The organism is Prosthecobacter sp. (assembly GCF_044378005.1).
Lineage (GTDB): Bacteria > Verrucomicrobiota > Verrucomicrobiia > Verrucomicrobiales > Verrucomicrobiaceae > Prosthecobacter.
Genome location: NZ_JBILYB010000034.1, coordinates 14205 through 35384, shown reverse-complemented (window position 1 = coordinate 35384; position 21180 = coordinate 14205). Strand labels below are relative to the sequence as shown.

Annotated in this window: 11 protein-coding genes; 7 read left to right on the top strand and 4 right to left on the bottom strand. The window is 61.1% G+C overall.

What is annotated here, in order from left to right; all coding sequences use genetic code 11:
* Window positions 1–257: 257 nt before the first annotated feature.
* From AC6FTP_RS09380 to AC6FTP_RS09365, 4 genes are all read left to right on the top strand, one after another.
* On the top strand, window positions 258–1802 hold the full coding sequence (locus tag AC6FTP_RS09380) for a Gfo/Idh/MocA family protein (RefSeq protein WP_497206651.1): 1545 nt from the start codon (window positions 258–260) through the stop codon (window positions 1800–1802).
* 125 nt (window positions 1803–1927) lie between these two features.
* On the top strand, window positions 1928–2665 hold the full coding sequence (gene dapB, locus AC6FTP_RS09375) for a 4-hydroxy-tetrahydrodipicolinate reductase (protein WP_497200353.1): 738 nt from the start codon (window positions 1928–1930) through the stop codon (window positions 2663–2665).
* Between the two features lie 84 nt (window positions 2666–2749).
* Entirely contained in the window at window positions 2750–3280 is a 531-nt protein-coding gene (folK, locus tag AC6FTP_RS09370; RefSeq protein ID WP_497206650.1) for a 2-amino-4-hydroxy-6-hydroxymethyldihydropteridine diphosphokinase, read from the top strand.
* Window positions 3281–3298: 18 nt separating this feature from the next.
* Window positions 3299–4207: an alkaline phosphatase family protein gene (locus AC6FTP_RS09365; protein ID WP_497206649.1), complete on the top strand. Its 909-nt coding sequence runs from the start codon at window positions 3299–3301 to the stop codon at window positions 4205–4207.
* A 6-nt stretch (window positions 4208–4213) separates the two neighbouring features.
* On the opposite strand, the gene AC6FTP_RS09360 is transcribed toward AC6FTP_RS09365, so the two are convergent.
* Together AC6FTP_RS09360 and priA are read right to left on the bottom strand one after the other, a co-directional pair.
* A complete protein-coding gene (locus AC6FTP_RS09360; RefSeq protein ID WP_497206648.1) occupies window positions 4214–5299 on the bottom strand; it encodes an HD domain-containing protein in 1086 nt (361 codons plus the stop codon).
* Between the two features lie 45 nt (window positions 5300–5344).
* Window positions 5345–7741, bottom strand: a complete 2397-nt coding sequence (gene priA / locus AC6FTP_RS09355; protein ID WP_497206647.1) for a replication restart helicase PriA — start codon at window positions 7739–7741, stop codon at window positions 5345–5347.
* 98 nt (window positions 7742–7839) lie between these two features.
* On the opposite strand from priA, the gene gatB reads away from it, so the two are divergent.
* On the top strand, window positions 7840–9303 hold the full coding sequence (gene gatB, locus AC6FTP_RS09350; protein ID WP_497206646.1) for an Asp-tRNA(Asn)/Glu-tRNA(Gln) amidotransferase subunit GatB: 1464 nt from the start codon (window positions 7840–7842) through the stop codon (window positions 9301–9303).
* Window positions 9304–9308: 5 nt separating this feature from the next.
* Here gatB and AC6FTP_RS09345 read toward each other — a convergent pair whose 3' ends face one another.
* Complete coding sequence (locus AC6FTP_RS09345) at window positions 9309–14777, bottom strand: beta strand repeat-containing protein (RefSeq protein ID WP_497206645.1); 5469 nt, start codon at window positions 14775–14777, stop codon at window positions 9309–9311.
* A gap of 217 nt (window positions 14778–14994) precedes the next feature.
* Here AC6FTP_RS09345 and AC6FTP_RS09340 point away from each other — a divergent pair, with 217 nt between their 5' ends.
* Both AC6FTP_RS09340 and AC6FTP_RS09335 read left to right on the top strand, forming a co-directional pair.
* On the top strand, window positions 14995–17400 hold the full coding sequence (locus AC6FTP_RS09340; protein ID WP_497206644.1) for a PVC-type heme-binding CxxCH protein: 2406 nt from the start codon (window positions 14995–14997) through the stop codon (window positions 17398–17400).
* Window positions 17397–18314: a S8 family serine peptidase gene (locus AC6FTP_RS09335; RefSeq protein ID WP_497206643.1), complete on the top strand. Its 918-nt coding sequence runs from the start codon at window positions 17397–17399 to the stop codon at window positions 18312–18314. Before AC6FTP_RS09340 ends, AC6FTP_RS09335 begins: the two co-directional genes overlap by 4 nt.
* A gap of 6 nt (window positions 18315–18320) precedes the next feature.
* Here AC6FTP_RS09335 and AC6FTP_RS09330 read toward each other — a convergent pair whose 3' ends face one another.
* Window positions 18321–21149: a PSD1 and planctomycete cytochrome C domain-containing protein gene (locus tag AC6FTP_RS09330; protein ID WP_497206642.1), complete on the bottom strand. Its 2829-nt coding sequence runs from the start codon at window positions 21147–21149 to the stop codon at window positions 18321–18323.
* Window positions 21150–21180 lie beyond the last annotated feature (31 nt).

The following is a 21180-nucleotide window of genomic DNA, read 5'->3' as shown; positions in this document are numbered from 1 at the left end:
CGAGACTAGACGAGTCCACCGCCAGACTCAAATACCCGTGGCGGGAAATTTTAATGATCTGAGGCGAGTAAGCTGGAGCGGTTTTTCGATGCCGGAAAAGCCCAGCAGCACTCTCCACGCCACAATCTGCGTGCTTTTGTGCCGTCGGAGGAAGCAAAAGAAAGGTTGCCTAGTGCCTGTCGTACTTGGTAGCCTCGCATTCCTCCTCGTCATATATCGTGCCTGCGGAGCCCGCGTCCCCCAGACTTCCTACTGCCATGAACACAAACCAAACCACCCGCCGCACCTTCCTGCGCGGCACCGTCGCCGGCGCTGCTGGCCTCGCCACCCTGCCCTCCTGGGCAGCCCCCATCGGAGCCAATGAAGACGTCCGCGTCGCTGTCATCGGTTTCAAATCCCGTGGCTCCGGTCACATCAGCAGCCTGCTGAAGATCAAAGGCGTGCGTCTTGTGGCGCTCTGCGATGTCGATAGTTCCGTGCTCGAGAAGCATGTGGCCGACCTCGACAAAAAAGGCATCAAGGTGAAAGCCTACAAGGATTTCCGCGAGTGCTGCGCTGATCCAGACATCGACGCCATCACCATCGCTACGCCGAACCACACGCACACGCTCATCGGCATGACCGCCATCGCCAATGGCAAGCACGTGTACGTCGAGAAGCCCGTCTCCCACAACATCTGGGAAGGCCGCAAGCTCGTCGAGGCATCCATCGTCGCCGCCAAGAAGGGCCTCGTGGTCCAGCACGGCATGCAGCGCCGCTCCGATCTCGGTTGGGCCGCCGCCATGGAATATGTGAAGAGCGGTAAGATCGGCAAAGTGACCCTCAGCCGTGGCATCAACTACAAAGCCCGCAAGAGCATCGGCAAGCTCTCTGCCCCCATCTCCCCAGACGCAGACGGCATGCTCAAGCCCGGCACTGTCATGGACGCCAGCGGCAAAGGCCTCACTGGCACGATTGACTACAAACTCTGGAGCGGTCCTCGCGGCATCATCCCCGTCCAGCGCACCCAGTTCCATTATGACTGGCACTGGCAGTGGGCCTACGGCAATGGCGACATCGGCAACCAGGGCCCGCATCAGCTCGACGTGGCCCGCTGGGCGCTCGGCAATCCTGACCAGCTTCCCAAGCGCGTCATGAGCTTCGGCGGACGCTGGGGCTACGATGATGACGGCCAGACGGCTAACAACCAGCTCGCCTTCTACGAATTCAACGAAGGCGCTCCGCTGCTCTTCGACAATCGTGGCCTGCCCATGAAAGACATGAACTGGACCAAAGGTTACGAGCCCGTCTATCGCGTCAACGGCAAGACCTCCGCCCCACGCATCGGCAACGTCATCCATTGCGAAGGCGGTTTCGTCGCCGAAGCCAAGGCCTACGACAACGACGGCAAGGCCATCGAGAAGTTCGACAACTTCCAGGACGGCCCGGACCACATGAAGAACTTCATCGACTCCGTGCGCGCCGGCAAGATTACCAAGGACGTCCTCAACGTCGCCCACGGTCATCATGCCGCCGCTTTGGCCCATATGGCCAACGTCAGCTACCGCCTCGGCAAGAAAGTCAGCAACGACGAGATCAAGGAACGCCTCAGCACCAACAAAGCCGCTCTGGAGACCTTCGATCACTTCGTACAAAACCTCGCCGACAATAAGATCGACGTGAAGACCGACCTCGCCGCCTGCGGCCCGATGCTCGAGTTCGATCCCGTGACGGAGAAGTTCATCGGTGAGTTCGCCGAAGAAGCGAACAAGCTAGCCACGGAAGAATACGTCGCCGGCTTCGAGCTGCCGACCATCAGTTGATTTGGGTGTGGGGCCGCCTCCCACATCATCTCAAGCCCACGTTTGCCTCTGGCAGCGTGGGCTTTTTGTTTCCTGTGACAGGTGTGCTTGCACCCAGAGGTGAACCGGCCAAAATGCGCCCTCTTATGAGTAACTTCAAACTACTGGTGACCGGCTGCAAAGGCCGTATGGGACAGGCCGTGATCGATGCCGCCGACGCGCAGGGCGTGATGGTGGGTGCTGGGATCGATGTGGGAGACTCTCTGCCCGTGAGCCTCGACCTCTGTGATTGCGTGATCGACTTCACCTCTCATCACTTCACAGATGAACTCCTGGCCGAGTGTTTGAAGCAGAAGAAAAGCATGGTCATCGGCACTACCGGACACACAGCCGATGAACTGGCGCGGATCAGAGAAGCCTCCAAAACACTGCCCATCGTCTTCGCCTCGAACTTCAGCGTCGGCGTGAACACCCTCTTCTGGCTCACCCGCAAAGCCGCCGAACTCCTCGGCCCCGACTTCGACCTCGAAGTCGTCGAGATGCACCATCGCCTGAAAAAAGACAGCCCCAGCGGCACCGCCCGCACCCTCGTCGAAATCCTCGCCGACGTGCGTGAACTGCAATACGACACCGACAGCCGCCACGGCCGCTTCGGCGATGTCGGCGCGCGCACGAAGACCGAGATCGGCGTTCACGCCGTCCGCGGCGGCGATGTCGTCGGCGACCACACCGTCATCTTCGCCAACGTCGGGGAGCGCGTCGAACTCACCCACAAAGCCAGCAGCCGCGACACGTTCGCCAACGGCGCCGTCCGAGCCGCCCGCTGGCTCGCCGACAAACCAGCAGGCATCTATGACATGCAGGATGTGCTGGGGCTGAAGTGAGGGCCGAGCCGTTTACGGTTGTTGACGGTAGTTTACTGTGGTTGACGATGGTTTGGCCAAACCACTGTAAACAACCGTCAACCATTGCAAACCACCGCCAACTTCTGCTTCGGCATCGCCCTCGGCTCGAATCTCGGAGACCGTGAAGCGAACCTCCAGCGCGGGCTCGCGATGCTCATCGAGCGGACGCAGCCCATCGCGGTCTTGGCAGGCGGAGTCTATGAAACCGAGCCTGTCGATTGCGAGCCAGGCACGCAGGCTTTTTTAAACAGCGTCATTGAACTCGAAGCCGCCTGCACACCGCAGGAAATGCATGGGCATCTCCAAGCCATCGAGCAAGCGATGGGCAGGCCTGCTGTTCGGGAGAAAAACTCACCACGCACACTCGATCTCGATCTCCTCTACGCGGGCGACTACGTCAGCGATGATCCCGTGCTCATCGTCCCGCATCCGCGCCTGCATTTGCGACGCTTCGTACTGCGCCCGTTGGCGGACATCTGCCCCTATCTCGTGCTACCCGGCCACACGCTCACCATCTCCGAGCACCTTGCTGCTTTGTTGGACGATCCCGAGAGCGTCCGACTCATCAAAAAAGGCTGGATGAAGCCTCTCTAATTTCCGTTTTCTCTGCCCATGATACGCCGCCTGTTCGCCTGCCTCCTCGCCCTTCCCGTTCTCGCCACCGCCGCTGTACGCACCGAGCACGTCTTTGTCATCAGCTTCGATGGTGGCAATCCGAGCATCATCGACAAGGCCGAGATGCCGAACTTCAAGCGGCTCGCTGCCGAAGGCGCGCACACCTTCGTGGCAAACACCATCATCCCTTCGAAGACCCTGCCCTCACACACAGCCATGCTCACGGGCGTGGATATCTCCAAACACGGCGTGGATTGGAACGATTACTTTCCTCTGCGTGGCTTCGTGCGGGTGCACACCATTTTTGAACTCGCCAAAGCCGCGAACCCAGCCACCTCGACCGCCCTATTCTGCGGCAAGATCAAATTCCGCCATCTCTGGAAGGCCAGCGCCATCGACGTCTTCGACTGCGGCGGCGTCTATGACGAGAAGCCCATCCCCGCCAGTGAAGAAAAGAAGCTCGTGCCCGCCCAGCAGGTCGTGGCCCAGGTCGTGCCTTACATCCTCGAAAAGAAGCCCACCCTCTGCTTCATCCACTTCCCCGATGCCGATAGCGCCGGCCACAAAAACGGTTGGGGTTCCCCCGAGCAGCTTGAGGCCTTCAAAGTCTGCGATCAGGCCCTCGGCCAGGTGCTCGACGCCATTGAAAAAGCCGGTCTGACCGCCAGCAGCACCGTCATCCTCACCGCCGACCACGGCGGCAAGGAGAAGAACCACTTCAACCCCATCCCCGAAGACATTCACATCCCCTGGGTCGCCTGGGGGAAAGGCGTGACCAAAGGCCGCGCCATCGGCAAAAAATCCGTCATGACCTACGACACCGCCGCCACCGTCCTCTGGCTGCTCGGCGTGCCACAGCCCGAGTCCTTCGATGGCGAAGTGGTCAGCGAAGCATTCGCGGAATAACCCGCTCTATTCGAGCGCCAGCGCTTCATCTTCCACCACCGGAATCACAGGCTCCGGCACCGAAGCCAGAGGCGCGATGATGTTTACCGGCCAGGGGCGGAAGCGCTCGAAGATGCCGGGCGCGAGTTCCTTCGAGTTCTGATAGCCACGGCGCAGCATCTCCAGCTTCGCATCAATGTTATCCACGTGATGCAGCGCGATGGCCTCCGGCGTCTTCGGCAGCACCGGCGAGCCGTATTGCAGTTCGCCATGATGGGAGGCGATGAGATGCAGGAGGTGCAACCGCACATGTTCTCCAGCGGGTTCCATCGTCGTCCACTCAGCAGCTTCGGGTCGCTCCAGCAGATCGCGCCAGAGCTTGTTCACGAGTTCCAGACCGAGCGTGATGTGCCCGAGCATTTCCCCATGAAGATGATGCGGCATTGCAAAACTGTTTTCAGGATACGAGTTCTCCCAAAGCTTCCCGCAGTCATGGAAGAGCACGCCCGCGACGATCAGATCACGATTCAAATGCGGATACGCCCCCACGATGGCCACCGCGCAGCGCATCATCTGCGCCACATGTTCCACGAGCCCGCCACGCCGTGCATGATGGTTTTCCCGCGCCGCCGCCGTGCGCTTGAAGCGCTCGCCGTGTCTCTCCAGAAACAGACTGCAAACACCACGAAGCCGCGGATCACGAATTGCTGCCACGAAACTCTCGATGTCCGCGTAATCGACCCGCTGCCGTGCGAGCAGCTCGGGATCGCCACCAATGAGCGCCTGCTTTTCTTCATCCGTCAGCACACGCATCTGCGGATGACGCGGCTCGATGCCATACTTCCCCGTGTCCACCCACTGCGCCATGATCTCGATGGAGGCCCCACGAGTCAGTGAGCGCGCTTCATTGAACATCGGATTGCTATCAAAGAGCCGCCACACGAGCGAGTCACCCCCATCGGCGAGCTTTACCTCAAGAAACGGACTGCCCGTGGAGGTGAGCTTCTCCGTGCGATGGTCCACCTGCACATGCACGCGGTAAGGCTGCGGCATCGGACTCGCGATCTGACGAAGTTGCGTGAGCGTGATGAGATCGGGCAGGTCGGTATCCATGCAGCGAGTGAAAGCGGAACCCGCGTCGCGATGCAAGACGAACCTTCACGTCAGACTCACCGGATCGACATCCCACATGACGAGGATGTCCGGCGGCGGAGAGAGCGTCTCCATCACCGTCTGAATGTGCCGCGCCAACGTGCGGATGCGATCCGTGCGTAGCAGCAGCTGGAAGCGGAACTGCCCGTGCGCCTTCGCGAGAGATGAAGGCGTCGGCTCGCCCATCGTCGTGCCTTCGGGCAGGCCTTGCAGCAGGCGCTTGTGCAGCGTTTGCAGCGTGAATTCAGCCTGCGCCTCATGTTTGCCACGGCTGCTGACGAGCACCATGTGGCTATAAGGCGGGTAGTGAAAAGCCTTCCGATGCTCCAACTCCTGATCGGCGAAGCCTTCGAAGTTGTTGTGCCTCGCAAACTGGATCGCCGGACTGTGCGGCGCGTGCGTTTGCACAAAGACCTCGCCCTTCAGCTCACCACGCCCGGCTCGCCCGGCGACCTGGATCAGCAATTGCAGCGTGCGCTCAGCAGCACGGAAATCGGGGATGTTTAGCGCGGTGTCGGCATTCAACACGCCCACGAGCGTCACGTTCGGGAAGTCGAGCCCCTTGGCGATCATTTGCGTGCCAATGAGGATGTCGAGCTTCTGCGCGCGGAAGTCTTTGAGCGTGTCGCGCAGTTGGTTTTTCCGGTGCATGGTATCTGTATCCACGCGGGCCATTCGTGCTTGTGGGAAGACTTCACGCACGGCCTGCTCGACACGCTCGGTGCCAAAGCCTCCGTATTTGAGGCCGGGCTCTTTGCAGCTCGGGCACTTCGTCGGCGGCACTCGCCGTGAGCCGCAGATGTGGCAGACGAGGCGGTTGTCCGCCTTGTGCAGAGTCATCGGGATGGCGCAGTCCTGGCAATGCACCACCTCGCCACACGCAGCGCAGTCGAGCGTGGTATGAAAACCGCGCCGGTTCAGGAAGAGAATGGTCTGCTCTTTCTGTTCCAGCCGCGTGGTGATGGCAGCGCGAAGTCGTTCGGAGAGGATCGTCGCATTGCCAAAGCTCGTGCCCGTGCCTTTGCGGCGTTGCAGGCGCATGTCGATGATACGGATAAGCGGCATCGACTTGCCATCCGTGCGCTTCGTCATCCGCAGTAGCTCATACTTGCCGGTGAGCGCGTTTTGAAACGACTCCAAACTCGGCGTTGCCGTGCCTAGCAGCACCGCGCAGCGCTCGATGCGCCCTCGCAGCACCGCGAGATCTCGCGCATGGTAGCGCGGCGACTCCTCCTGCTTATAACTCGGCTCGTGCTCCTCATCCACGATGATCAGGCCCAGCTTCTCCAGCGGCGCAAAGATGGCGCTGCGAGCGCCGATGACGATCTCCGCACGGCCTTCCTGCACCTTGAACCATTCATCATGTCGCTCGCCATCGCTGAGGTGGCTATGCAGCACCGCGATGGCGTCTTTCTTCTCCGAAAAGCGCGCCTTGAAGCGCTCGATGGTCTGCGGCGTGAGACTGATTTCCGGCACCAGTACGAGCGCCGTTTTACCCGCCTTCAGAACTTCCGCGATGGCTTGCAGATACACCTCTGTCTTGCCGCTGCCCGTGACGCCATGAAGCAGGATCGGCTTAGCCTCAGCGTGCGCGACGATGGCCTTCATCACCTCGTCGTAAGCGGCCTTTTGCTCCTCGGTGAATGTCAGCGGCTGCGATGGCAGGAACTCCTCCGTTTGAAAAGGATCACGCTCCACGCGCACCTCGCTACGGGTGATCCAGCCGTGCTTCATGAGCGTCTTCACCACGGTGGTCGCGCTCGGCAGGTCGCGGCGGAGATCGCTCAAAGTCGCCTCGCCACCACGACGGCGGAGTTCCTCAATCACGCGGGCCTGCATGGGTGCACGCGTGTGCAGTTTGTCGAGCACATCGGCTGGCGGCTCCTTCGTCAGCTTGAGATGGCTGTCGGTCAGAAAGGTCTCCGGCTTGTCACGCACCGCCTGCGGCAGCATGGCGCGCAGCACGCGATGCACCGGCACGATGTAGTAGTCCGACACCCAGTCCGCCAGCTTCAGCAGCCCCGGCGTGAACATTGGCCGCGAGCCGACGATGCTGGTGATCTCCTTCAGCCGCCCGCGATGCTCCGAAGTCGCCAGCAGCTCGATCACCACCGCTGGCACTCGTTGATTCTGCAAAGGCACCGTCACCCGTGTGCCGACTACAATACGCGCCGCGAGCTTCTCTGGGATGGCGTAGTCCAGCTCCAGCGCCGCCGAGCCCTCAAGCTGCACACGAGCAACCCCCGGCGTTCCGCCATGCGCGTCCGCCTGTTCCTGAGCAGGAGCATCGCTGGCGAAGAGGCTGAGTTGGTCGGTTGGCATCCCCCGCTGATAGACGAAGTCCGTCGGTGTGTCGAATCCGTCGGTGAAGCTGAAAAGGGTCGTGCTGTCTGCAAAAGGCAAAGATCGGCGTGCCGTCGGATGAACTCAGTCAAAGAGTGTAGGTGAGCACAGCCCCCGCTTGCCATCGGGGCGAAGGGATTCCACTGTCGCGGCCCGTCATGCCCAAGTACATCGTCACCATCGGCCTCGAAGTCCACGCGCAGCTCACCACGCAGAGCAAGATGTTCTGTGCCTGCCCGGTGGAGTTTGGCGCAGAGCCGAACACCCTCACCTGTCCCACCTGCCTCGGCCTGCCGGGAGCGCTGCCGGTTTTAAATGAAGGTGCCATCGAGAAGACCATCCTCACCGGCATGATGCTCGGCTGCGTGACGCCGCCCATCGTGAAGTGGGACCGCAAAAACTACTTCTACCCGGACATGCCGAAGAACTACCAGATCACGCAGTTCGACCTGCCGCTCTGTGTCGGCGGCGGAGTGCCGCTCTATGATTTGGCCTACCCGAAAGACGCGCAAAAGAGCATCGCCAATCCGGGCAAGGTCGTGAAGCTCACGCGCATCCATTTGGAGGAGGACGTGGCGAAGAGCACCCACCACGACAAGTTTACCACCATCGACTTCAACCGCGCCGGCACTCCGCTCATGGAGATCGTCAGCGATCCCGACATCGACAGCGCCGAGGAGGCATTCGCTTACCTCACCAGCCTGCGGCAAATCCTCATCTACGGCGGCGTCAGCGATGCCGACATGGAAAAGGGCAACCTGCGCTGCGACGTGAACATCAGCCTGCGCCCCGAAGGCCAGACCGAACTCGGCGCGAAGATCGAGCTCAAAAACCTGAACTCCATGTCCGCTGTGCGCCGCGCCATCAAGTATGAGACCGAGCGCCAGACCGAAGCTCTGAATCGCGGTGAAAAACTCATCCAAAGCACGCGCCGCTGGGACGATGATCGCGGAGAAACCACCCTCATGCGCACGAAGGAAGACGCGCACGACTACCGCTACCTCCCCGACCCCGACCTCATCCCCCTGCGCACCGAGAGCCTCGTCGCCCGCATGAGGCCGCAGGTGCCCGAGCTGCCGCATGAAAAGCGCGCCCGCTTCGAAAAAGACTACGGCTGCAGCGCCTATGATGCTGGCGTGCTTGCGAGTGAAAAAGCACTCGCCGCCTACTACGAAGCCGCCGTGGCCGCTGACACGAAAGTGCCTGCCAAAAAGCTCGCCAACTGGGTCATCAACGACCTCCTCGGCATCCTCAAAGACAGCGAAGGAGGCATCACCGCCTGCCCCGTGAAACCCGAGGCACTGAGCGCGCTCGTCGCCTTCGTGGAGGACGGCAAGATCTCCAACAACCAAGCCAAAGAAGTCTTTGCCGAGATGTTCGCGAACGGCGGAAGCGCCGCCGAAATCATCAAAGCCAAAGGCTTCGAACAAGTCAGCGATACCGGAGCGCTGGAGGCCATCGTCGAGCAGATCCTCGCTGCGAATCCCGACAAAGTCGCCGAGGTCCAGGCCGGCAATGACAAAGCCATGAACTGGTTCACGGGCCAGGCCATGAAAGCCAGCCAGGGCAAAGCCAACCCCAAGCTCGTCACCGACATCGTGCGGAAGAAGGTGTTGGGTTAGCTGACTCAGCGCCTCCTGCGCAGCAGTGCTGCTCCGAGGCCCAGGAGCAGCAAAACAGCGCGGCTGGGCTCAGGCACGATGCTGACCGTGCCGAGCGTGTAGAGCGTGGAGGTATTCCATATCAGGCCTCCATCCAGCATAGGAAGATCGAAAGTGGTGAAGGTGCCGCTCGCTGTGCCGCCCAGCGTTGTCCAGTCGATCAGCTTCCATTGATCTCCGCCCGCGTAGCCAGTGAAGTTGTCCGCCGTCACGCGGAAGATGGCTCCGGGATTGATCTGCAAAGTGCCTCCCACATTCATCAGGTCAGCACTGGCAGGAGTGGAGGTGCTGTCGCCCAGGCCATAACCACCAAACAGGTTGAAGGCCAGAGTGCTGCCACCATCCAGTGTCAGAGCCCCAGTGCCACTGGTGGCGATGCTGAACAGCGAGGCGCTGCTGGCCGATTCACCCACGGCGAGTGTGCCACAGATTATCACGGAGACATCTGCTGCCGGGGCGATGCGCCCGCTGCCTGCCAGCGTGGCACCACTCATCACCGTGACCGGGCCTGCACCGGTGGCAGAGCCGCTGGTGTTCGTCACCATGAGCGTGCCGCTGCTGACGATGGTGCCGCCCGTGTAGGTGCTGGCATTCGAGCTCAGCTTGGTGATGCCTGCTCCTGAGTTGGCGATGACGACATTGCCGCTGCCGGTGATCACGTTGGTGATTTCCACCGTGTTGCTGCGGTTGGTCCGTAGAGTCGCGCCACTGCTGATCGCGATGCTGCCGCTGCCGACATTTCCCGCCGTGCCTCCATTGCCAAGCTGGAGAGTGCCATTGCTCACGGTCGTGCCGCCAGTGTAGGTGCTGTCTCCCGTCAGTGCCCAGGTGCCAGTGCCCGCTTTGTCGAGGGTGAGGACACTCGTCGCGGTTTCGCCGATGCTGACGATCTCATTGGCCCCCGCGTTGGTGCCACTGAGCCGGAAAGTGCGTGCGAGTGTCGTGTCGCCGCCCACGGTGAAGGCAGAGGTGAATTTCAGCGATCCGGTGCCGTTGTTTTCGATCCCTGCGACCAAGCTGGGCATCGTGATGCCATTCGTGAAAAGCCGGACGACGCGGTCCGTGCTCGCATCCGCGCTGCCGATGTAGCGCAGGGTGGAAACCGTGGCGGAGGTGGACGTGGTGTCATTCATCAGGATGTCTGGTGAGCTGGTGCCCGTGCCGAGCGAACTCACGACTCCCGCATTGGCGATCACGCTGGCCTCCATGACGGCGCGCCCGATGTTCGTGCGGCCTGCGTAACTGTTTGCAGAGCCCATCAGCACCGTGCCGCCGGAGTAGGCTTCGAAGTTGAGGTTGTTCTCGTTCGTGCCGCTGCCGCCGATCATCAGATTCCGCAGATCTGTCGTGAGCGAGCTTTGCAGGCCGAGGGTGAAGAAGGCCGAACCACTGCCAACCAGCGAACTGCCACTGCCGAGGACATACATGCCTGCCAGAGTTTCGGAGCCAGCCGTGGCGTTGTTCCCGAACGAAACCTTTGTGCTCGTGGTGGCGGACCCGAAGAACAGCGTCGGGTCAGTGGTCGAGGTGAACTGATTCGTGCCGACGAAGTTCAGATTTCCCTCGGTGGCGCGGATTTGGACACCAGAGGATGCCGTGGTGCCTGCAAAGGTCATGGTGCCAGTGCCTGTCTTCGTGAAGCCCGTGGCATTGCTCAAAGTGATGGTCGAGGCAAAGGTCAGGATGCCTGAGCCGTGATGATGCACAGTGAAGTCCGCCGGTGTTCCGCTGGAGAGAGTGCGCGCAGTGCCGGTGGTGCTTTGAAAGGTGACATCACCGGTGACATCCGGCGTGATGAGGATGCCTCCGCTGCTGTTGGTCAGATTGCCACTGAGGCTGAGGATGGTTCCTGCGGTGGCATTGAAGCGCAGCGAGTTCGTTGTGATCGCCGCCTGACTGACCGCACCTCCGGCGACATCCACGTTCGCATTCGTGGCAAAGGTCGTGCTGTAGCTGCCCGTGGCTAGCCCGGTGATGGCTCCGGACTGGTTTGCCGTGGCGGTGGTGCCGCTGCTGGTGATCGCCAGCGCGGCGCCTCCCTCCGTGGCAGCGAGTTGGACCGTCGTTCCGGTCGAACCAACGACATAGTAGCCGACGCCCGCCGTGAGTCCGCCGGGGACGGTGCCTGAGAAGCTGACCTGGGTGCCGTTTGCCAGACCGGCTAAAGAGACCGTGTCGCCGGCATCCGTCCAAGTGACGCCCGTGCTCTGCACCGCCGCAGAGGTGGCCCAGGTGTTGTTCCCAACTGTCATGCCTCCATTGAGGATGCCATTCGAGTTAATGCTGGTCGTGGTGATGCTGCCGCTGGTGGGAAGGGTGAGATTCACTGCACTGCCGGAACTCGTGCCACGAGTGATCGGCCCCAGCGCCAAGCTGGCGGTGCCATCAGTGCCCGAAACGACGGTGATGGCGCTGCGACCTCCCGCGAGCGTGGTGCCTGCAAAGCTCTGCACATTGATCGTCGTCGCCTTCCCAGTCATGAGCAGTGTGCCACCACCGAGCGCGGAGCCGCCATTCGCGACGATACCTCCGCCGAGCCCGAGATTGTTCGTGCCGAGGATGATGCCGCTCGTCGGCGTGGCATTGGCATAATCGAGGTTCAGCGTGCCTCCGCGCACATTCACCAGCACAGTGGTCGGCGTGGCAACGTTGGGCGTGAAGGTGTTGGTCCCGCGCAGGTTCACCGTGCCGCTTTCGATCTTGGTGATGCCGGTGATGTAGGTCGCCGCCGTGGTGCCATTCGTGATGCTGCCAGTGATGTTGATCGTGCCCGCACCTCCCAGCAGACCGTAGCGCGTGGCCGCCGCCGTGGCTCCTGTGCGCAGCGTGCCGCCGATCGTGAGCGTGGTGCCAGCATCTGCCGAGATGCGTGGCCCGGTGCTGTCCAACCCGATGGAAAGAGTTCCGCTGAGCGTGTTGTTCCCCGTGATGTTTCGGATGGCGCCGTAACCATTGATTCCGTTGCCCGCATTCGATCCGCTTCCGTTGAAAGTGATTGCATTTGCCACCGTGATGCCGCCCGTCAGCTCCAGGGCGGACCCCAGCGCGAGACTCTCATTCACCGTGATGGCCGAGGTGCTCAGGGCGTTGTTACTGGCAAAGCGCAGCACCCCGCTCGTCACCGACGAAGCTCCTGTGAAAACGGTGCCGCTGTCTCCGCTCACCGTTAGCATCCCACTGCCCTCTTTGGTCAAAGTGGCACTGGTGATGTTGAGCCGACTGCCCACCACATGATTGCCCGAGCCGCTGAAAACCACATTATGCGAGCCGCTCAGGATGTTTGAAGTAGCCCCTACCGAGTTTGTGAGCGTCAGCGTGCCCTGATCCGAGTGGAACCGCGTGGGAGCCACCAGGCTGATCGTATTTGTCCAACTATTGTTCCCCGCCGTGTTTCGGATCGCGCCCGTATTCGTCACACCTTGACCGCCCACAGTCACCGCGCGCGTCACATTGATCCCACCCCCGAGTTGGATAGCCGCGCCCTCCATGAGAGTGACGGTGCCGGAGGTTCCCAGCGCTGCTGCATTCTTCATCTCGACCACGCCAGACGCGATGGTCGTCCCGCCTGTGTAGGTGTTTGCTCCACTCAGCACGACTTTGGAAGCGGGCGCACCGTTGACGAAAAGCGTCACCGTTCCACCCGTGCTATTGTTCGCGATGATGGAGTTCACCGTGAGCGTGGAACTCGTTGAAGCATTCGTCAGATAAAGCTGACCCGCCGTGGTGTTGTTCGGCCCTCCTGAGGTCACCGTTCCCGCCGAACCCACGACACCAATCGTCAGATTCCGCGCATCCGAAGCCAGCAGGATGCCGCCCGTGGAAGTAGCATCGGTGGAGCCGAGTCTCAGCGTCTGCCCGGCCAGATCCACCACGCGATCCATGCACTGATCATTCATCGTCAGCGTGCCCAGATTCGTCGTCGCAGCCCCGAGCGTGACCGACCCCGTCGAGCTGTCCGTCAGTTCCAAGTGACTGGCGGATGAATAACCTGCGAGCGCGGAGATGGCCGTTCCAGTGACTTGCTGGAGATCAGCTGAAAATGCCCCGACCACGCCTGAAGTCACACGTGCCCAGTTCATCACCCCTGAGGAGCTCCGGTATGTCGCCCACGGGCCGAGGAAACCATCCGCCTGCGTCGTCGTGATGCTGCCGGATGCCGGGGCCACAAAGGCCAGCGTCGATGAAGCGCTCCTCGTGATCGTCCCCAAACTCAGATTCATCTGCCCGCCAGTTCCTGAAGTCAGACTGATTACCGATGTCCCACCCGCCGTGCCCGCCGTTGTAAGAGTCAGATTGCCAAAGCTCTGCGAGTTCGTCGTTCCCGCCTTGCCCGTCAGTTGCAGGACCGTGGCGGAGTTGTTTCCACCGATCATGTTCAGGGCTCCCACAGGGCTGACGCCATTGTACAAAATATTGTCCGTGGGTGCCGTGGCAGCGGCGAAGTCGAGGATCGTCACGCCTCCGGCAAAGACGCCAGTCCTGCCCAGCGTGGTGGAGCCCGTGTAAGTATTGGCCGATTGAAAAGCCAGCGTCCCGACTCCGCTGCCTGTCGCGAATCGGGTAAACCCGAACGCTCCACTGATGCCGCCCGTGATCAACGTCCCCGTGACACCCGCCGTGTTGGTCTGGATCGCTGAATTCGCCGTCATCGTGATGGGGCCTGCCAGTGTGATGTTGCTCGAATCAACACGGATGGCTCCATACTGGCCGTTACCACCTGTGCCAGCGATGCTGATCGGCATGGCATAAGTGCCGGCAGTGACGACGGAAAAGGTGCTGTCCGACTCCACGACCACATTCGAAACCGCAGCGAATGTATTTGGATTCGCACTTCGGAAGAAGACGCCTCCGTGGTTGCCTTTGATCGTCAGTGTCCCCGTCAGGCCGGGATTCGAGACCATGTCAAAGCGCATGAACTGCTGGGCCGTTCCGCCTGATTTCTGGATCGTGAGATTGCTCCCCGTGACGAGCAGAGTGCTGGCAAAGGTGATGAAGTTGCTCCCCGTGCTGCTCAAGTCAGCCGCATTAATGATGCCACCAGCTCCGAAGTTCAGCGTCCCGCTGGAGCCTGCGATGCTGTATTGCTGCCCCGTGCCAGGTCCGGCGGAAAAGCCCATGAAATTCACGCCGCCCACATTGGCCGTGCCCCCAGTGATGGTCACCGTATTGCTGGAGACGAGCGCCGAACCCGTGATGCCCATCTGCGCGATCGTGCTGCCGCTGTTGTCCCAGTTCACATTCGCGGTGCCATTCCACCATTGATTGGTGCCCAGCCATTGCCCCGCCCCATTGGGCTGGCCGGTGCCGGTGTTGTTCGCATCCCACACCAGCTGGGCGTGCAAGAAGGTTGCTGACACGGTGAGATACACCAGTGAAAGGACACGATGAAGGAGATGGCGGCGCAGAGACGCCGTCGAGAGATGATACGAGGACATGATGGGGGGAGTCGATGTCCGTCGAGAGGCTGCCCAAGATGCTGAAATCCTCCGCCGGTGAAGACGAAGGTCACGGTTTCCAACACACTGGGCTCGATGGGGGGATCATTCGTGACCGCAGATGCCATGCCATACCTAGGCTCTTTGTTGGAAACATGTCATCACCTCCACCGCGACGCGATGGAGGTGTCATTTCCATCACGTAATAGTAGTCCTCATGCTCCGCTATTTGCTCATCCTCCCACTCGCCGCCCTCGCCCAATCCGGCCCGCCGCCGAAAGCGCCTGTCGTTCCCGGTGAGCTGCCGCCGCAGATCGAGACGCTGCAGTCCGGCGTGAAACTCACGCTCCTCGCCGAGCATCCTGATCTCGTCACGCCCACAGGCATCGATGTGGATGAAAAGGGCAACATCTGGCTCGCCGCATGTCACACGCATTTTCGTCCCGAAGGTTATACCGGCCCCGAGCACGACGAGATCCTCGTCTTTGATGCGAAGGGCAAAAACCGCCGTGTCTTCTACAACAAAACCGATGCCACGATGCACGTCGAGGTCGGCCCCGATGGCTGGATCTACCTCGCCGAGCGGGATCGCATCCTGCGCGTGAAGGACACGAATGCCGATGGCGTCGGCGATCTGGAAGAGAACCTCGCGACCATGGACACCGTGGCCGATTACCCGCACAACGGTCTCAGCGGCATGGCCTGGCATCCTGATGGCGGCCTCGTCTTCTCGCTCGGCGAGAACTTCGGCAAGGACTGGACCATTACCGGCACCGATGGCACGAAAGTCAGCGGACGCGGTGAAGGCGGCGTTTTTCGCTGCTCCGCCGATGGCAAAGGCATCCGCCGCATCGCACGTGGCTTCTGGAATCCGTTTGGACTCATGGTGCGCGAGGATGGCGAGATCTTCGCCGCTGAAAACGATCCTGGCAGCCGTCCTCCGTGCCGTTTGCTCAATGTCGTCGAAGGTGCCGACTACGGCTTCCAGTGGGTCTATGGCAGCGCCCCCGTGCATCCCTTCGTCGCATGGAACGGCGAGCTGCGCGGCACGCTCGGCATGGTGCATCCGAGTGGCGAAGGCCCCTGCGCTGTCGTCGAGCTTGGCGGCGGCGTCATCATCCCGAGCTGGAGCGATCACAGCATCGACTACTTCCCGCTCACACGAAAAGGCGCGGGCTACACTTCCGAGCGCATCCCGCTCGTCAAAGGCAGCGACTTCTTCCGCCCCACCTGCATGGTCGCTGCGGGCAACGGTGTTTTTTATCTGAACGACTGGGTCTTCAGTTCCTACCCGATTCACGGTCGCGGCCGACTTTGGAAGCTCGAAGTCACTGACGCGCCTTGGATCGCGAAAAAGCAGCCCATCACAGCCGAGGCTGAGCTTGCGAAAAAACTGCGCACCGGTGGAACGAAGCTCGAAACCACCAAGCTCCTCGAACTCGCTCGTGGAACCGACAAATACCTCTCCGATGCCGCCCTCACCGCGCTTTCACGCGCCGGTTTGACCATCGAGCAAGTCAAAGCCCTCGCACCACAAGATCGCGTCTGGGCCTTCGTCGCCATGCGTCGTGCTGACTTGAATGACGAGCAGTGGGTTCGTGCCTTCATCAGCGATCCCGATGCCGAAATGCGCTTCGAATGCCTGCGCTGGATCGCCGATGCCGTGCTGAAAAACTTCCAGCCACAAGTCGAGGCCATGCTGAGTGATCCAAAGCTCGACTTCCGCCTTTTTGAGGCCGTTCTCGCCACCTGGAACACCCTTCGTGGCGATCCCGGCGCTGGCGTGACGAATCCCGAAGTGCTCGTCGAGCGGATCACGAACCCCAACACACCCGCCCGCCTCAAAGGCTACGCTTTGCGCCTCGCTCCGCCGACACACAAAGCCCTCACGCTCGAACTCCTGCGTGAGTTTGCGAACAGCGACGACGAAGTCCTCCAACTCGAAGCCGTGCGCACCCTCGCCGCCCGCCGTGCCAGCGCCGAAATTGCCGCCGATGACAAACGCAGCCCGCAACTCCGCGCCGAGGCCATCCTCGGCACCGACGACACCGCGCTGCTGCAAAAACTTGCCACCAGCGAAGACGCCACCATCCGCGATGAAGCCAAACGCGCCCTCCGTTTCACCGATGGCTTCACACCTGCCGCGAATCGCCCGCCCTTCGATCAAACCGATGCCTGGCTGAAGCTCCTCGACACTCTTCCCAGCAAGCCCGACACCGAAAACGGGCGCCGCCTATTCTTCAACACCAAGGTCGCCATCTGCGCCACCTGCCATCGCCACAGCGGCCGTGGCAACGTCGTCGGCCCCGACCTCACCCTCATCGCGCAGCAGGGCGACCGCGCGGCCATCCTCCGCTCTATCCTTGAACCGCATCGCGAGGTCGCCCCGCAGTTTTACCCCTCCCTCGTAAAGCTCAAAGACGGCACGGAGTTCACGGGCATCCTCCTCCGCTCCTCCAGCAGCGAAGTCTTTCGCGACCTCACCGGCAAAGAACGCTCCTTCCCCGAAGCCGACGTCATTAGCCGAACCGAGATCAAAATGTCCCTCATGCCGCCGGGACTCGTGATGTCACTCACGGATGAAGAGTTGCGGGATCTGCTGGCCTTCCTTACCCAGCGATGAAAACCATCTTCTTTCTGTTCTTCGCCACCTGCTCCCTTGCTCAGGAGCCCGCGCAGCCTGCCGAGTTCGAGCACGCTGGAATCATTGCTGCATGGAAGACTTACGCAGACGTTTTGACCTTCGGCAAAGGCCAGACGCTGGCCTTGCTCGACGACGGCTGCACGATGTCGAGACCCGAGTGGCAGGGTGAGAAGGTGAAGGTCACTCATGATGCGGTGGATGGCGATGCTGACCCGAAACACGAGGGCAAAGGCTATCACGGTAGCACGATTGGCATTCCATCGTCCGTGAATCACGGCGGCAAGCGAGGCGTGGCCTACAACAACCAGATCGCCGTCGTCCGCAGTCTCGAATGCTGTCATTGCAAAATCGGCGATAGCGCCTCACTCGCGAAAGCACTGCAATGGGTCATCGACCATCATGCGGAACACCACATTACCACCGTGAATCTTGCCCCCGTCGATGACAAAGAGCACGCCGAGCCTGTTCCGACCGAGATTGATGCCAAGCTCGCGAAGCTGCGCGAACTCGGCCTCTGGGTGAGTGCTCCGGCAGGCAATCACGGCTTCACCAAAGGCATCTCATGGCCCGCAAGTCAGCCAAATTGCTTCGCCATCGGCGCGGTGGCTCCCGGCAAAGACATGGCCACACTTGATCGCAGCGCGAAGATCGACCTTCTCGTGCCCGCACGGGCCACGAGCTCCTCGAACGCCATCCTCTGCGGCTCGGTGATGATCCTGCGCGAGGCCATCGAGAAGTCCGGCTACGATTGGAAACAACACGGCTCCGACATGGCCAGTGCGATGATGAAGATCCTGCAAACCACTGGCGTGAAAGTCGAAGATAAAGCCAGCAGCCAGACCTTCCGCCGCCTTGATCTCATGGCCGCGTTGAAGCTTGTGATGGGCAGGTGATTGCCCTCAATAAAGGTAAGCGAACTCATTCGAGTTCAGCAGCACGAGGCAAACATCCGCCAGCGCGCGGGTCTTGGCATCGCAATCGGCGGGCTGGAGGTCTGGGATGAAGTCGGTGAAGCCGGGAAGCTTTTCGTTGAAGGAAAACTTCTCGCCGGTGTTCTCTTCGACAGCGTCGCGGCGGACTTCGAGAGGTGGTTTGGTTTTCGTGAAGGACAGCTTCGTTTGTTTGGCCTCCATGTCGCGCCAGTGGGACTCGGTGGCGGTTTTTTCGTCAGCGGTTGGCGGACGGCCAAAGGTGAGTTGGAAGACACGGGTGATCACATCGGCTGGCTTTTCCTTCAGCACTCGATTTGCGAGCGCCAGCGCCCGGTCATAACTGCCCTGGCCGTTGAAGAGGCTGAAGACCTGCGGCGTGACGGTGGAGACCTCGCGGGCTTCGCATGAGAAGTCAGGCGCGGGTTCGTTGAAGACCTCCATGAAGGGATCGCGCAGGCCGCGAATCTTCAGAGCATAGAGGCTGCGGCGATGGCGCTGGGAGGGGAGGGGATTCGGCACCCAGGCGGAGGCAAAGGTGCCCATGACCTGACGCGGTTGCATGGCGACTTCGATATTGATCTCGGGGCGATTCGGAATGCCGCCGAGCGTGGGATTGAGTTCGCCGGTGATGCTGAGCATGGCATCGCGCATTTCCTCGGCCATGAGGCGGCGTGGTTTGAACACCGCATAAGCTTTTTCAGCCTCTTCACGACTCAACTGAGAACCGGGAACAGAGAACTGAGAACTGCGCCGATAAGCAGCGCTCGTCATGATAAGCCGATGCATCTCCTTCACACTCCAACCCTTCTCCACGAGCGTCGCGGCGAGGAAGTCGAGCAGCTCGGGATGCGTGGGCTTTTTGCCGGTGCTGCCGAAGTTGTTGGGATTGCCCGCGAGCGCTTGGCCGAAATGCCAGAGCCAGAGACGATTGACGATGGTGCGCGTGGTGAGTGGGTTGGATGGGCTGGCGATCCATTTGGCCAGTGCGGTGCGGCGGCCTTCGACGCCTTCGCCAAACTCGATGCTGTCGAGCACCGAAAGCACGCCAGGCTTGACGGGCTTCGTGGGTGAGAAGGGGTCACCGCCGCCGAGGATGGCAGTTTGTTCGAGTTCGCCATTGGTCATGCGATCCTGCGGCATGCGCATGGGCTGGTACACGGATTTGATGTCCGGCGTGACGCCATTGTAAACGCTGAAGGCAAAGGGCTCGTAGCGCTCCAGCTCCCACTTCAGGCGCTCCAGGCCTTTGCGGGCCACGCGTTCGTTGCCGTAGTCCTCGGGCTCGAAACCGACGAGCTTGGGCGGATACTGATCTTCGGCGAAGCCCTGCTTGCTCAAAATCTGGCGCGCGGCGGAAAACACATCGGAGAAGTCTCGCTTGGCTTTTTTGCCGCCACCTTTTTTTGCCTGGGCGACGGCGGCGTTCCATTTCGCGGGGTCGAGTTTCTTTTCCGCGAACCACTTTTGCGCGTTCACGAGCAGTTTGGCATCGAGACGTTCCAAAACGGCCATGTGCTCGGCACGCCGGGTTTCGAGGTGTTTTTTCTCGTCGAAGCCGGCGGTGTTTTCTTCCTTCAAAAATGGCGCGGGGCGCTCGGCGAGCTGGGTGGTGCTGAAGCAGGCCTGCATGGCGTAGTAGTCATGCGTCGGCACGGGATCGAACTTGTGATCATGGCAGCGCGCGCATTGAAGCGAGTGCGCGAGGAAGGTCTCGCCGACACTGTTCGTCACGTCATCGAGGAAGCGCTGCCGGGCCACCTTGGCGACTTCCATGCCGGTGAGTTCCCACGGGCCCATGCGGAGGAAGCCGGTGGCGATCAAGAGTTCGCTGTTCTCGGTTTGCTGTTCTCGGTTAGTTTCGGCCATCTCGTCTCCGGCGATCTGTTCTTTGATGAACTGGTCGTAGGGTTTGTCGGCGTTGAAGCTGCGGACGACGTAGTCGCGGTAGCGCCAGGCGTTGCCGCGTTCGTAGTCGTTGGCAAAGCCGCTGCTGTCGGCGTAGCGCACGACATCCAGCCAGTGGCGGGCCATGCGTTCGCCGTAGTGGGGGCTTTCCAAGAGGCGGTTGATGAGGCGCAGATAGGCGGCGGACTTGTCGGACGAGTCTGACAGGTCGGACTCGAAGGCGGTGATCTCGTCGGGAGTCGGTGGCAGGCCGAGAAGATCAAAGGTGGCTCTGCGGATGAATGTGCGGGCATCGGCGTCAGGTGCGGGATCTTTAACGGCGAGCAGCGCATCCACGGGATGCACTGAGGACTGAGCACTGAGCACTGGCTTCTTCACCGGCTGATACCCCCACAGCGCCTCCGGCTTGTAGCGGCGGTTCGCCCATTCAGGAGAAAGCGCGCCGGTGACCTTCACCGTGATGCCATCTTCGGCGCTCCACCTTTCTGCACTGGCTTTGGCGATGGCTTTTCGCTTGGCTTCATCGGGCCAGGGAGCGCCGCCGGTGATCCAGTCTTTGATCCAGGCGAGCTGCTCGGGCTTGAGTTGATCAGCCTCCTTTGGCGGCATGGGTTCCCAGTCGTCATGCTTGCGGGTGGAGGCGAGGTAGAGCGGGCTTTCGTCAGGCTTTCCAGGGATGAGGGCTTTGGTTTCGCTCTCGCCGCCTTTGATGGCGCTCTGCAGCGTGCGCATGTCGTAGTCGGCTTTGATCTTCTTTTTGTCGTTGCCGTGGCAGGCGAGGCATTTTTCCTGGAACAAGGGCCAGACCCGGCGCACGAACAGGGGCTCGGCGTCCTCGGCTTGGAGAGACGAGGCGGCGAGGAGGGCAAACAATGCGGCTCGGAAAGTCATGGTGGGACAACGATGGAAACGAGCCGTCATT

Excerpts from the sequence above, each read along its gene's own strand:
- AC6FTP_RS09380 (WP_497206651.1), top strand. The coding sequence starts at position 258 with ATGAACACAAACCAAACCACCCGCCGCACCTTCCTGCGCGGCACCGTC.
- dapB (WP_497200353.1), top strand. The coding sequence starts at position 1,928 with ATGAGTAACTTCAAACTACTGGTGACCGGCTGCAAAGGCCGTATGGGA.
- AC6FTP_RS09365 (WP_497206649.1), top strand. The coding sequence starts at position 3,299 with ATGATACGCCGCCTGTTCGCCTGCCTCCTCGCCCTTCCCGTTCTCGCC.
- AC6FTP_RS09360 (WP_497206648.1), bottom strand. The coding sequence starts at position 5,299 with ATGGATACCGACCTGCCCGATCTCATCACGCTCACGCAACTTCGTCAG.
- gatB (WP_497206646.1), top strand. The coding sequence starts at position 7,840 with ATGCCCAAGTACATCGTCACCATCGGCCTCGAAGTCCACGCGCAGCTC.
- AC6FTP_RS09345 (WP_497206645.1), bottom strand. The coding sequence starts at position 14,777 with ATGTCCTCGTATCATCTCTCGACGGCGTCTCTGCGCCGCCATCTCCTT.
- AC6FTP_RS09340 (WP_497206644.1), top strand. The coding sequence starts at position 14,995 with ATGCTCCGCTATTTGCTCATCCTCCCACTCGCCGCCCTCGCCCAATCC.
- AC6FTP_RS09335 (WP_497206643.1), top strand. The coding sequence starts at position 17,397 with ATGAAAACCATCTTCTTTCTGTTCTTCGCCACCTGCTCCCTTGCTCAG.
- AC6FTP_RS09330 (WP_497206642.1), bottom strand. The coding sequence starts at position 21,149 with ATGACTTTCCGAGCCGCATTGTTTGCCCTCCTCGCCGCCTCGTCTCTC.